9 protein-coding genes are annotated in these 13,221 nt (G+C 67.6%); 4 read left to right on the top strand and 5 right to left on the bottom strand.

What is annotated here, in order from left to right; genetic code table 11:
• Position 1: 1 nt before the first annotated feature.
• The 3 genes from E1287_RS21095 to E1287_RS21085 all read right to left on the bottom strand — a co-directional run bounded on the left by E1287_RS21095 (position 2) and on the right by E1287_RS21085 (position 6,027).
• Positions 2 to 1,192, bottom strand: coding sequence for a hypothetical protein (locus E1287_RS21095; protein WP_131966767.1), 1,191 nt, complete (start codon positions 1,190 to 1,192; stop codon positions 2 to 4).
• Between the two features lie 16 nt (positions 1,193 to 1,208).
• On the bottom strand, positions 1,209 to 2,303 hold the full coding sequence (locus tag E1287_RS21090) for an XRE family transcriptional regulator (protein ID WP_131966766.1): 1,095 nt from the start codon (positions 2,301 to 2,303) through the stop codon (positions 1,209 to 1,211).
• 724 nt (positions 2,304 to 3,027) lie between these two features.
• Entirely contained in the window at positions 3,028 to 6,027 is a 3,000-nt protein-coding gene (locus E1287_RS21085) for a hypothetical protein (protein ID WP_131966765.1), read from the bottom strand.
• 183 nt (positions 6,028 to 6,210) lie between these two features.
• Between E1287_RS21085 and E1287_RS43865 the strand changes: the two genes are divergently transcribed.
• Complete coding sequence (locus E1287_RS43865) at positions 6,211 to 6,351, top strand: hypothetical protein (protein WP_165969117.1); 141 nt, start codon at positions 6,211 to 6,213, stop codon at positions 6,349 to 6,351.
• A 29-nt stretch (positions 6,352 to 6,380) separates the two neighbouring features.
• Here the strand turns inward: E1287_RS43865 and E1287_RS21075 are convergent, their stop codons facing one another.
• On the bottom strand, positions 6,381 to 7,064 hold the full coding sequence (locus E1287_RS21075; RefSeq protein WP_131966763.1) for a hypothetical protein: 684 nt from the start codon (positions 7,062 to 7,064) through the stop codon (positions 6,381 to 6,383).
• Positions 7,065 to 8,010: 946 nt separating this feature from the next.
• Between E1287_RS21075 and E1287_RS21070 the strand changes: the two genes are divergently transcribed.
• The 3 genes from E1287_RS21070 (at position 8,011) to E1287_RS21060 (ending at position 11,384) form a co-directional block, all read left to right on the top strand.
• Positions 8,011 to 9,294, top strand: a complete 1,284-nt coding sequence (locus tag E1287_RS21070; protein ID WP_165969118.1) for a helix-turn-helix transcriptional regulator — start codon at positions 8,011 to 8,013, stop codon at positions 9,292 to 9,294.
• A gap of 537 nt (positions 9,295 to 9,831) precedes the next feature.
• Positions 9,832 to 10,266: a hypothetical protein gene (locus tag E1287_RS21065; protein WP_131966761.1), complete on the top strand. Its 435-nt coding sequence runs from the start codon at positions 9,832 to 9,834 to the stop codon at positions 10,264 to 10,266.
• Complete coding sequence (locus tag E1287_RS21060; protein WP_131966760.1) at positions 10,266 to 11,384, top strand: protein kinase; 1,119 nt, start codon at positions 10,266 to 10,268, stop codon at positions 11,382 to 11,384. Before E1287_RS21065 ends, E1287_RS21060 begins: the two co-directional genes overlap by 1 nt.
• Positions 11,385 to 12,406: 1,022 nt before the next feature.
• Here E1287_RS21060 and E1287_RS21055 read toward each other — a convergent pair.
• Positions 12,407 to 12,793 (bottom strand): hypothetical protein, encoded by a 387-nt coding sequence (locus tag E1287_RS21055; protein ID WP_207934351.1) that lies wholly within the window; start codon positions 12,791 to 12,793, stop codon positions 12,407 to 12,409.
• Positions 12,794 to 13,221: the final 428 nt, after the last annotated feature.

Below are 13,221 nucleotides of genomic sequence, written 5' to 3'. Positions count from 1 at the left end.
TCTACACTGGCCTTCCGTGGTGATCAGCGGGTTCTCCGTCGATCGACAGAGCGGCCCACTTCTTTAGATGCTTGGCTGGCTTGAACCGCCCTGGCATTCCGATTCTGATGTTCTCCGCCGCCTGGGCGTCGAGAGCGAGCTTGCACCGGTCGCGCCACCACCGCTGTCGTTCGGTGCCCTGCTCAGCCAGCAACTCTGGGAGCCAGACGTTCCAGGCCGCGACGTTGTGGGCGTTGGCTGCGGCCTTCACGGCATTGGTGAGGCCGAAGAAGAGGTCCAGCATGGTTCCGCCGCACTGCGGGCAGCCGCACCGTGGCGCGGGGGCGTTGGCGTAGGTGTCGGCGAGGAACTTGGCGTCGCTGAACCGCAGCATCTGCGGGAGAAGGACGGTCGGGTAGACCGGCCCCCCGGACTTGTCCTTGGCGGTCTCGGCACGTTCCCCAGCGGGGACCAGGTGCCGCACGGCGCCTCCGGCGCCGATCGCGGCGAAGGCACCGCCGTGCGCGAGCGCGTCGAAGCCCGCCATGTCGGTGCGCCACAGGCCGGTGCCGGGTGCGTCCTTCAGGAGGGTCCGCAGGTTGATGACCGCGGCGGCGAAGGCGTCCATTGGGTTGAACTGGCAGCCGAAGGCGAGGGCGACTGGGTGCGGGATGAGATTGATCACCGCGGTGAGCTGTCTGCGCGCGGTCTCGTCCTGGAGCCAGCCGATCGCCACCGGAAGGACGACCAGAACGTCGTCGCGCTCGAGCTTGCTGACCTCCTTCAGGATCGCCTTGAGGGAAGCGGAGTCTCGGGCGTTCACATAGCGGGTCGGGGTGATCGCGAAGCTCGCGCCTCGGTCGATCTGCTGCTGCACGACGTCGGGCAGGTCACAGCCGAACATGCCTCCGGTGGGGAGGGCGAACGGCTCGGTGGGCGTGGCGGTCTGCTTCTCGTAAGCGGCGATGTCCTCGCTAAGCACGCCGTTGAAGGCGGACCTGAGTGCTTGGAGCCGGGCGGAGGCGTTGCTGCCGCAGACCACCAATCCGCCGTGATCGACGTTCAGATGAGCGGGCGGCAGGGAATTGAGCAGCTGCGGCCGCTCCACGGTGAGGATCCGCTGGGCGATGGCCCGGGCGGCGCTCCCCTGGTGCTTGCGGGAGGTGAGCAGGGGGCGCCCGCCGTGGCTGTCTGCCGTACTGCTGTCGTTCATGCTCACCTCGTGAGACTCAGTCGACATCGTGTGATCCAGCGTCGCCGCCGGCGCTGTCCGGGTCCGGCGGGAACAGCAGCGCGTACTCCTGCGGGAGCAGGCCTGCCTGGTCTGCGGCGCGATTGAGACCGTGCTGGTCCACGAGCCGCTGTGCGGTGTCGGTGATGACGTGGGGAACTTCGCGGTGAAGCTCGCCCGGTTCCTGCTTGCGGTAGCCGAGAGTGGACATCTCGATCACCAGGTTGCGGTACTGCCATTCGCTGATCTGCGAGAGGGTCAGTGCGGTGCGGGCCAGGGCCGCCATGGACACGCCCCAGCGCTGCTTGAGCGCCAACAGCCCAGCCAGGGTGAGCGGGCCGTGCAGCTCTTCGGCGATGTCGGCGGCGGGCATCAAGAACTCGCTGGCGAACTCGTCGGCCTGCCGTTCCTGGAGCGCGGTGACGCCTGGCTCGGCGTGCATGACGACGTGGCCGATCTCGTGAGCGAAGCTGAAGCGGAACCGGTCGGCCGGAGCGTGGGCGCCCAGCAGGAACAGCGGCGCCTCCTGGCCGTCCCACTGGCTGACCGCGTCGAGATCGGGCGCGTCCAGGTCCCGGACCAGCACCATCCCCCCGGCGTCTTCGACGACGCCGACCAGGTCGGTCACCGGTCCCGCCGGAAGGCCCCACAGTTTGCGGAGGATCTGGGCGGCCTCGGCGGGGGTGTTCAGGTCGTTGACCTCGATGTGCTCGAACCGGTGCTCGCCCCGCACCTGCGGTTCGACTAGGCCGCGGACCTGCAGCCGGGCCAGCGCGAGTTGGGCGTGGATCCGGCGCAGTTCCTTAGCCCCCAGGGACGCCTTCTTACGGTGGTGCACCAGCCCAATGCCGACCCCATTCATCTCGGCGTCCACGCACAGCACCCCGGTCGGGTAGCCCAAGGCCCGCGCGTACAGAGCCAGTCGCTCACCGTCGACGGCTAGCTTGCCCGCCTCCGCCTTGCTGACATATCCCTGGCTGATCGTCTCCCCAGCAAGCTCGGTCATGACGTGGGCCAGCGAGGTCTGGCTCAGGCCGCGCGACTCTCGCGCCAGCGCCAGCATCGTCGCGTGCGCTCTCGACGGCTCGTCCATCTCCCACCTCCTGAACCTCGTCAGTGGCCTCCATGTCAGCTCACAGTCTAGCCCATCGGATTATTCCTTGTGCCATCGATCGCGGGTGATCGTCTGGGGCCTGCGGAGGGAGTAATGGTGTGCTCGGTGGCACCGCCTCGATGGGGAGGCGGCTGGGCGTCCTGATGTCCTCCGCCCTGGGCGGGACCTCGGGGGCGGGAGCCGTAACTCCCACCGAGTGCCGGGGCCGAGCGACGCCGGGACGCCCAGCCCCGAGCATCCTGCTCCGCCGCCGCAGCAGTGGCTGGGCTCTCTAGAAGGGCCGCCGCCATCCCGCAGCCCCGCTGTTACCGGGCCGACCAGGCCTGTGGGGTCGTTGTGGCACGTCTTTGTCCAAGTGGGTGCTGGCACCCCTGGCAGATCTTGCTGCCGACGACCGGCCAGGGTTGAAGTAGGTCGCCGGGAGGGCCCACTCGACCTGGCCGTCCCGACTGAGTACTGCATCACTCGGCCCGAGCAGAGGAAGGAGGCACGGCGCTGAGGACTCTGACCAGGAACGTTTGCGCTCACGGTTTCGTGCGCCGCTGGGTGGATGCCCGCCCAGCACCCACGCGGGAACTCCGACGCTGCTCGACGAAAGCAAACCGGGCACCAGCCCACCGTGACTCCGCGCGCTGGCCGCCGTAGCCGTACTTTACGCACTCGGCTCGCCGTCACGGCAAGGCAGTGGCGCTCGGCCGAGCCGTCACCGGGCGCCCGCGATGTGCCCACCCGGCTCGACGCCGTACCGGACGAGCCGTTCGGCCTCGCCGTCGCGTCCGGCGCCGCGTAGCATCCGCGCGGCCCGCGCTAGCGCGCCTGCGTCCGGGGCGTCGGTTTCGGGCGCGGCCTGCCCCGATTCGGCGAGCTGAAGGTAGTAGGCGAGGGCGTCCTGAGTGTGGCCCTCGTCGCGGAGGAGGTTCGCTAGCCAGCCGAGCGCGCCGACGTCGCCTTCGAGGACGCGGTCCCTGAGCCAGTCGATCGCCTCGTCCGTCCGGTCCTCGCCCAGGAGGAGATCGATCGTCCAGCGCAGGGCGACTTCCCCAGCGCCCGCCGCGACACGTTCCCGCGTCCAGAGGATCGCCTCCTCGGTGCGGCCCTCGTCCCGTTCCAGGGTGACAACCAGGCCGATCGCCTGCGCGTCGCCCAGTTCCGCCGCCTCCCGGTAGCGGGCAAGCCCCGCGGTCTTCTCGCCCCGGTGGACGAGAAGGTCGCCGTGGTACCGGAGGACGGCCGCCGAATCGTGCCCGGTGCATACCTCGATCGCCTCGTCCGTGCGCCCGATGCCGCGCAGGACGCCCGCGAGGCTCAGGACGGCGGCGGAGTCGCCGGCCTCGGCGCGTGGGCGCAGCCACGCGATCAGCACGTCCTCCGACTGTGTGCGCATGGCGAGCTGTTCTGCCTGGTCGAGGGCCACGGAATCTCCGTGTTCGGCCAGCGAGAAGAGCCAGTCGAACGCCTCGCGCGTGCGGGCCGTGCCGTGCAGCAGCTCTGCCGCGTTCCGCACCGCCGACTCGCGGACGGTCGCCTCGCGCGGAGTCTCCGCACCGCCGGGCGTGACGACCCGCTGGTACAGGGCGATCGCCTCGTCCGTCCTGCCCGCCGCGACGAGCCACGGGCCTGCGAGCCGCACCAGCGTCGGATCGTCCTCACACAGCGGGAGCACGGCGCTGATCGCTCCGGTGTGATCTCCCTCGGCGTGGCGCAGTTCTGCGATGACGGCCGTGCCGTTCGGCGTCTTGCGGAGCCACGCGACGGCGGCGTCCATGCCCTCGTCATGGAGCAGCCGTTCGGCCACGACCCGCAGCGCGAACTCGTAGCCCCCTTCGGCGGCGATCCGCAGAAAGCCGATCGCGTCCGATTCGGGCTCGCTGTCGTTGAATTTCTCCCCGATCCGTGCGGCTGCCTCGGCCGACCCCGCGTCCGCCGCGCGGCGCAGGATCAGCATGGCTGTGAGTTCGTGACCGGCGTCGGTGAGAAGGTCAGCGACCTGTGACGCCGCGTCCAACGCTTCCGCCCGGACCGCCTCGTCGGACCACCGCACCGCCTCGTCGCTCCGGCCCGCGTCTAGCAGCAACCGGACGCCCTTGACCCATCCGTACTCGTCGCCGTTCTCGGCCGCGCGCCGGTAGCAGTGCAGCGCGTCATCCAGGCGGTCGGCGATCGCGTGCAGGTCGCCTGACCACAGCATCGCGTCGGTCGCCCCCTGATCAGCGTCGAACGCGTCGGCGTAGAACCGCAGCGCGTACCGGTACACGCCACGCTCCTGCGCCTGCCTGCCCAGCTTGACCAGATCCGAGCCCCGTGCATGACGCATCAGACTGTCCCACAGCGCCTTCGGCACGGGCTCCGTGCGGCGCTGGTCCCGGCCGAACTGCTCCAGGTAGTCGGCGAGCCGGACGCAGGAGTCCCACTCGCCGTCCTCGTCGGGCAGAACCCGTACCAGGGTCAGCGGTGCCCGCGCGCCCCGGCACGGCCCGTCGTCAGTGACGTAGCGGAATGCCCGCTCCTGCCAGTCCTCGGTCAGCCTGTCCCACTGGGGGCGCGTCAGATAACCGTGCACCGCCTCGCTGAGCAGCGCCTTCGGCAGCATCGGGCCGTGGCCGAGGCGCCGCGCGTCAATCGCCGCATCCATGAGCGCGCGGGCGGCGGGGTCGGGTGAGTGCAGGTACACGGCCCTCAGGGCGGGACCGCCTGCGAGGTACTGCGTGAGGTGACCGTCCTCGGCGTGCTTGACGGCCTCCGCCAGTCTGGGATCGTCCGCGGCCGCCGCCCGCACCCGGTCGAGGTCGGGACGCGGGAACGTGGACGGCACCGGGACGTCCCGTTGCGACAGTAACGCCCGCGCCTCCGCGTACGGATCCTCGTAGGGCGAGGCGTAACCGAACAGTGTGGCCCAGTCGCCGGGCCAGATCGTCCCCAGGATGAGGACCGGCCCGCGCCGCCGGTCGCCGAGCAGTGTGCTCAGTCCGGCGGCCACACGCTCGCCGTCCTTCTTCCCCGGGGTCAGCAGATGTCGCTGGAGATCGTCCAGCCACACCACCGTGCGCGGCCCGACGTCGGGCAGACCCTTCAGCACACTCTCCGGACGGTCCGGGCCGAACGGGAACCAGAGGCGCCAGTCGTCCGGCAGCGCCCGCAGCACCTCCCACAGCGCCCGGGTCTTGCCGGTCGAGGCGTCCCCCACCAGCACTGCCATTACTGCGGCGTCCTCGACGGTGGCGACGAGACGCTCAAGGACAGCGTCGTGCGCTCGGCGCACGTAGGCGGGCAGGAACGGCAGCGGCGAACCGGTCCCCTCGATGGCGGGGTGGACGTTCAGTTCTCGCGGCGTCCACTCGCGGATCGGACGTCCGGGGCCGGCGCGCCGGGACGGGCGAGCGGCGGGACGGCGGGGCCGCGCGGCCTGTACCAGTGCATTCCAATCCTCGCGCTCCCTGGGCTCCGGCTTCTTCCCCTCCCACGCCCGCCAGACTTGGACGAGGGCCCAGACTTGGTCCGGGTCGTGGGGCGCCCGGCCATCCTTGGGATTCAGCCAGTCGCCGATGCGGCGCGCGTCGAGCCTCGCCCCCAACTCGCTTGCCTGGCGTGCGGCCTCCCGTCGCGACGCGTGCAGCCCACGAGACCTTCGAGCGGTGACCGCGCTCCTCTCCAGAGAGCCCAGGGCCCGCTGGAACGCGGACAGCCCCTTCCGCTCGCCGGCCACGCGCCCTCCCATCCCTGCCCGCTAGCCGCAGTGCCCGCAGCGGGCATTGCGGGCACTCGCGCTACCTGCGCCTTTCTCACCGCCGGATGCCCGGAGCCGTCTTCCCTGGTCCCGCCGGATTGCCACCACGGAGGCTGCGCGTGCACCTCCGAAAACGGAGGCCGCGACCTGGAGGAGGACATCGTGCCCACTAACGGCAACTCCCGCCGCCGTCTCGCCCGGAGGCTGGCCCGCATGGCCGCCTTCGCCTTCGTGCGGGGAGCCGCCGCGGCCTGCGGTGGCGGCCTCGTCGCGCTGATCATCTGGTGGATCCAGAACCACTGAGCGGCGCACCGCCGCGTGCGCGTCCACCATCAGTCCCGCCGCCGCGCGGGAGCTGTCCACCCGGCATCGTCTGGGTCCGGCTCTCGTGAGGCGGGGCGAGTCAGGTCCGCGGGGCGGTGCGGCCCGCCCGGGTCCCGAAGGACGTAGCCGCCCAGAGAGTGCCCCTTCACTTGAAGCCTCACCGGCTCGAACGCCGACGGGGATAGGCCGGATAGACCCGTCGCCACCGCGTCCCGATAGAGGGACTCGGACACGACACACGCCAGATTCAGATCCGGGTGCTCGCTTAGCACACGCCGCAGGGGCTCCGAGTCCAAGAGCCGTGACGCGACGATCATGGCCTGCCCGGCGAGACCGAGGGCACCGACCGCCACGGCTCCGTAATGCACCGCCAGCCGCAGTCGGATCTTGTCCTCGCGGAGGTGATCCTCGTTCACCTCTCCCAGCACGGTCGTGAGAGCGCGAACGAAGTCGCCGACGACCCGCGTGACATCGACTCCCGGGGGGAGGACGTCAATCTCCCCGTCACCGAATACCTGCTTGTGCCACTGGTCCCGTTCCAGCCCCACGACGCCGGCGGCGGAGTCGAGAACCCGGGTCACTATCCGCTGCGTCCGCAACTGGCCCCGCGTGCTGCGGCTGCTGTACCTCTCGATGTCCACGGCGAGGACGAGGCGGTAGCTCAGCTGCCCGTGAATCTCCTCGTCCAGCACCTTCCCCTTCCACGCGGCGGGACGTCCGGCTCTCCAGGGTGCAGCATCGCGGGGCGGTTGTCTGCCCCTCGCGGGACGCCGCTGGGTGCGACCGGGCCACGGGAGCTCCCTAATTGGATGGGAGACGCGATGGTGGCCGAACTGGATTCGGTCGATTCTCGGGGTCGGACGGGACCCTGCAAACCGAGGAGTCACATGACTTGGGGCCGCGGAACTGCAGGTGTCGGCATAGACACTGGAGGTCGAGGGCGTGGTGGCGGTGAGGTCGGAGCGGCCGTACTGGGGGTCCCAGACTGGGTGCCGGGGGCGCACGTCGATCTCGGGTGTCGCACAGGTCAGGTCGTCCCAACCTCACGGCGGTGCAGTCACAGTCGGGTTCGCGCAAACCGGAACCGGCTCGGATCAGCGTCTAGGCAGCGATCCGGGCCAAACCACCGTGCGCGGCCCTAGGTACTCAAGGTCGTCTCCGCGACTTGGCCCTCAGCGTGATCGGCCACGGACCCCTCACTCAGCCCAAGCGGAACACAAAGCCACGCCGGCGAAGACTCTGACAGGCACGTATGACGCTCGCGAATTCCATTCCTCCCCGCTGGGGTGCCCGCCGGGCTGTGAAAGATGATCTTCCTAAGCGTGGAATCCGCGTGCTCGGCTACCCAGAACGGTGCAGCTCAGAGGGGATGGGAGAGTGACGCAATACGGTCCAGGCAACCAGCCTGCCAGTGTTTCTGTGTTCAGAGTGGTCCTGGGTGGGTCACGACTGCGGAGACCGGCCAGATCCCGCCGTCCAGCGTCGTTCTGCCACTCAGCCGCCCTCGGCACCGACAGCAGCCTGGCCAGGCTTAAGACTTGCTCTCGTCGTCGAAAACGACAACTCAGAAGATTGAGATAGTATGAGTACTCAGTGAGCGCTCAGCGCTCACTGAGTACTCAAGAGGGAGTTGATGGGGTGCGGGACGAGGTGGATGTGAGGGCGAGCCGCGAAGGCGCTGGTTTGACGCAGGCTGAGGCGGCTCAAGCAGCGCGGATCTCTGTGGCGACATGGCGAAGGGCTGAGGATGATCTTTCGATGGTCTCGGCCAAGACCCGCGCGGCCGTCGAAAGGGTGCTAAAGACGGTCAAGCGTAAGCCGCAGGAGAAGTCGCCGGAGGCCGTCAAACCGGCCGAGCACGTGAGGAGACTCAACATGTGCTTCGGGACGGCAGGGAGCTCCTTGACGCCGGCCACGGCCGCGCAACTCCTGGTCTCCAGTGATCAGCTCGTGGACCTGGATGCCCCGGATTGGGCAGAGCAGCCCGCCATACTGGATGAGCTCCCCGACGCGGTGCGGTTCCGCGTTCATGACAACCATGCGTGGTACGAGATGCTCGCCGACACCTTCAAGGACGTGGCGAAACGGATCAGCGCGGGAGTGAGACCCTACCCCCGGACCCTGGCAGAGGAGTATGTGCTGCACACTGCCCTTGGCGAGGGCAAGGAGACGTGGGACGACATGCCGCCATGGGAATACCTCGAGGGGCTCGAACGCCGCGACAACGACGGTGACTGGGGCGGTGTGGCGGCCGAACTGTCCCGTTTCCCGTTCGGGTTTCCCGAGCTGACCGAGGACGAGATCGCCGACCACACCGGCGAAGACGGTCGAGTTCGGTTGTCACGGCTCCATCCTTACCGGTGGTGGGAACCACTGGATCTGGCTCTGGAGGAATGGCGGACGGCCGGTCGACCTGGCACCGTCTCCCAGGAGTTCGTCGCCCGCACACTCTTCGACTTCATTCGCAACAACCTGGACATCGTCGACGAGATCTTCGAGGCGGACCTGTACGGGGTGGACCTAGACGCGGCGCGCAAGACGGTTTTGCTACGGGACGCGACCGGGTTCACAGCGGTGTTCACCGTGGCGCATCCGGACGCAGTAATCCCGCCGAGGGACAACCCCTTCCAGGCGTTCGTATATGCCTCTGCCCTTATCGAGTACCTGTTCCGTACCCGTGAAGAACAGCGTATGGCCGAGTGCGGGGCCTGTGGAGAGTGTGAGGAGTGCGATCTCGGCTTGTCTACAACTGACGATGTCGCAGGTAGGGACTCCTGGCGGAGGCTCACCGGCCTGAACTTGTCCCCGACGCTCATCGATGTCGGAGATTCTGAGAACGACTTCCAAGGCGGCAACCAGGCAGTTGGGATCAGGTTCAATGACAGTGTGGTGATCCGGGTGACGATCGCCCACGTCGACTGAGGAGCGGGCCCGCCAAGGGCACGGCGGTTTGAAGGACCTCATCGAACCCGGGGCACCTCAGTCGCCGGGCAGGTGCTCGACCTGAAGGCGGATCAGTGTCCAAGCATATTGGGCTGGGGCGAGCCCGCCTTACGTCAAGCGTAGGCAGCGGCTCGGGGCGTACGGACGTGGGGTTTGCCGATCGACACCCTGGACGCCCCCGGTTTACGTCGACTGATCCCGCGGATGGCCCTCGGTGCATCAGCACGGCGCCCAGAATGGTCCGACGGAGTCCGCACTGGTACGTTCCAGTCCCACACCCGGCACTCCACATGCGCCGAAGTGCGAACGGGCTTTGGCGGAGGCGGCGGAGGGCAGCCGTCCGGAGGATTCGGGTTCGATTCCCGGCACCGATGCGACCGATTCTGTGAACGACGTATCCACAATCGGCCCCGCGTCGTCGAGGATCGCCCGTTCTTGGCGGCAACCGGTCATCATGGGAGGCAACCCCTGTTAGCAGGGGCACTTCGGGGTGGAGATGTCATGAGAGTTCTTGGCGTGAACTACGCGAGTTCAGTGCTGTGGCTTGCCGTGGCTGAGGATGGAAGCTTGGTCAACGCCGAGCCCCACCGGCTTGGCTTGCCAGCCGGGCTGGCACCTGGTCCGCAGATCGCTGCAGTCATCGAGGACTGCGAGCGCGTACTACGCGATGTCGGCCGAGTCGCCATCCTTGACCCGGAGCCGACCGTAAAATGGCCTACGAAAGCAGCGCGCGCTCGTTTTGGGCTGGAGATGCTCGTGGCCGTCGCGGCCTCCCAGCATAACGTGCCGTGCGAAGAGTTGAGCAGAAGTACGGTGCGGTCGCGGCTTGGCCTGCCCAAGGCGGGACGACTCGACTCTCATGTCGGACAAGTGGTGAAGGCCCCGTTGAGCCCGAACTGGAAGGGCAAGCGTGACTTGGCTGCTCTCGCGGCACTGTCAGTGGAGGGCTGATGCTCAAAGGTGAACGGCTTGACCGGCCCACTTACTCCTTCCTTCACACCCTCGACGAGGGCAACACAGCGACGTGCTACCTCACCTATCACGAGGTCTACGAGTGCCCGATAGTGCAAAAAACGATCTCCACGCTGGGCATGCCGGACGTGTTGGCGCGTGAACCGAATCTGCTGAAGAGCATCGAGCACACACGGATCTTGAAGGTCTGGGAAGCCCAGTGGGACCCCGACCCGGCGCGTAAGCATCTAGACGCAATCACGTTCACAACCGAGTACCACCCAGGTGGAAGCGTTCTGACTGCGCTGAATGAACTCGACCAATTCGGGCCCTGGCGAGCGATGCAGATTGCCGACGACGTGCTGGTGGCCCTAGAGGTGCTCCACGAGCAGCACCACTATCTTCACCGGGATGTCAAACCGGGGAACATTCTGCTCGATGGCGAGCGTCGCCGTGCCGTGCTCGGCGACCTCGGCAGCGCCGCCAGACTCAACCCCGCGACAGGCGGCGCCGACGGCCACGTTGGCTCGCCCCTGTACAGAGCGCCGGAAGCGTCCACCGGGTTGGTCACCGCGAGGTCTGACCTGTACGCGCTCGGCGTCACCATGGTCGAGATGCTGAACGGGCCATTCCCGTACGAAGACCTGGACCGCAACGACATCGATCGCCGCCTGGCCGAAGGGCGCCGCTCCCTTGCGGACCGCTACTTCGAGCTAGCGCCGTGGGTGCCCAAGCCACTGGCTACATTCGTTCGCTCGCTCTCTAACCGCGACGCCGAGAGGCGTCCCGCCGATGCTGCATCCGCCTTGCGGAAGTTGAGGGACCTTCGTGTGGTCGACTGGCGGCGTGGGTCGGGCAGCGGCCTCCTCGGCACGTGGAATGGATCATGGCCGGGTGACGTTCCTCGCCCACGACAATTGCACCTCGAAGTCAGCGCCAAGGACATCGATCGCGGCAGGAACAAAGGCATGGTCGAGCTAACGGCTCGATGGCGCCGAAGCAACGGCAAGTGGCGGCACTACGCCAAGCTGAAGCGTCGCAGCGACGGATCTCCGGGCGAGCTCGCAAAGTTCTTCAACGACGTTGATCGGGAAGCCCAGAAGGCCCCTACGGTGTGAAGACATGCCCGCTCTGTTGATGGCAGTCGCCTGAGCACGGCGGTAAACCGGAGTTTCGCGGACGGGGTCAGGCCGAACCATGCCTGCCGGCCGTCGGCGATCGGATCGAGATGTCCGGCAGCAGCCGCGTCCCACGTCGCGCGGGTCAGCCCCGCCACTCGAAGGCCCACGTCAGGGTCCGGGCGGGTATCGATCGTTACGGCGTACCGCAGCAGTACCGACTCGGCCGCGTTCGTCCGCTGACGGGCGAGGCTGACCAGTGCCTCGTGAGCTAGCACTGGATCATGAGCGTCTAGCGCGGCCACATCCCCAGCCGTCATGATGGTGACGACCAGGTCTGATAGACCACGAACAAGCATATATCTAACCTACATCCTCGGACCGACAAAGCCAGATGCCAGACACACGGTGGATGCTGATGAACGGGCTTGACTCAAGCCGAGATCGGCAGATGCCCTTTCGGCTACCGCTTGCCTTAGACCAGCGGCTCGACGCGCTCGTTCAACGAGCCACCGACGCCGGTGGACGCACGAACCGGCCTGAGGTGTTTCTCCTCGCTCCTGTTCGCCGCACGGTATGACGGCGACCAACTCGGCGACCTGCTTCGCAACTACCGGCGAGCGAAGGTCCGCAACGCCGTCCTTGATACCGGGGCCAGCACTACGGAGGGCAATGTCATCGAGTTCTCAAGCCAGTCATTGCCCAGTGCCTCAGCCGCGCCGTTGCGGCGAAGTCGCCGGATCACCAGCCGCCACAACGGTCCTCAGCCGAGGTCGAAGTAGAGCATGTCATCCGGCAAGACCCGAGGGATCTTGCGCGCGATCGCCTCGATCTGACGCTTCGTCAGCGGTTGGGCTCTTTCTGCTTCGTGGACGCGCTCCTCTTTCGGGCGGGCTTCTCTGGAGCGGGGCCTCGCACCATCCGGAGTGGAGTGAGACGGACTACTCGCTCCTGTTCCCAATGCCCAGCATCCGCTGCGTCCTCGGCCATAGCTACGACTTTCGCCTCGGGTGACAGCGCCGCTAATTCTTCTGCTGAGCAAGGAGTCGGGCACTCGGGTGGGAGGGCACGCGCAGGTAGGCGCAGATGACGTTGACAATGGTCTGCCGTTGAGCGGGGGTGTCCTGGGCAAGACGTTCCAGGGCGTACAGGCCCGCCAGCCGCACGGGCGCCTTGTCGCTGCCGAATCGGTCGGCGGCTGCGGTGTAGAGCTCGGTGACGCGTCTTTCAGCAACGTCGTGCTCGCTCGCCGAAGCCACTCGTTCAGCGTGGGTCTGCGTCGTGACTGCCACCTCTTCACGGTGGGCTTGTTCTCGTTCGCTGAGCCCTTGGCGACGCATGGCCAGCAGGAGCGCGACGGTGCCGCCGGTACCCACGCCAATGCTGAGTCCGGTCTTGATCGCATCCATTCGGGCGGTCGCCTTGGCAAGCCCGTTCAGTCCCTGGGTTTGGCGAGCAGTCACCAGGTAGAGGCCCAGACCACTCCGCCGACGGCGGCGACGCTGAGCACCACCCACCACCACGAGACCGGGCGCAACTGTCTGCGCGGCACAGTCATCGCAACACCAGGTCCTCCTCGACGACGGCACTCGAAACGGGTCGTGGAAAATGATCTTTCTTAGCGTGGAATCTGGGGCCTGGCGGGGGCCGTGTTCCTGCTGGTCAAGGAGTTTCGTCGGTGGCCCGCGAACGAGTTGGGAGTGGTGTGGTCGGAGCCGTTGGCTCCTTCCCCGCCACTCCTTCGTTGTGTTTGCCCGGGGGGCGACCCCCGGACCCTCGATGTGGGGGGGCTTCGCCCCCCACGCCCCCCTCCCGGCTGAGGCTGTTGGGGTCTGTC

Origin of the sequence: Actinomadura sp. KC06, assembly GCF_004348735.1 — a bacterium.
In the GTDB taxonomy this organism is placed as follows: domain Bacteria; phylum Actinomycetota; class Actinomycetes; order Streptosporangiales; family Streptosporangiaceae; genus Spirillospora.
Note: the sequence above shows the minus strand (reverse complement) of the source record. Positions and strands in the feature narration are given on the sequence as shown.

What these genes read in the sequence shown, in the direction of transcription:
- E1287_RS21090 (WP_131966766.1), bottom strand. Translation starts at nt 2,303, where the DNA reads ATGGACGAGCCGTCGAGAGCGCACGCGACGATGCTGGCGCTGGCGCGA.
- E1287_RS21060 (WP_131966760.1), top strand. Translation starts at nt 10,266, where the DNA reads ATGCTCAAAGGTGAACGGCTTGACCGGCCCACTTACTCCTTCCTTCAC.
- E1287_RS21095 (WP_131966767.1), bottom strand. Translation starts at nt 1,192, where the DNA reads ATGAACGACAGCAGTACGGCAGACAGCCACGGCGGGCGCCCCCTGCTC.
- E1287_RS21055 (WP_207934351.1), bottom strand. Translation starts at nt 12,793, where the DNA reads ATGGATGCGATCAAGACCGGACTCAGCATTGGCGTGGGTACCGGCGGC.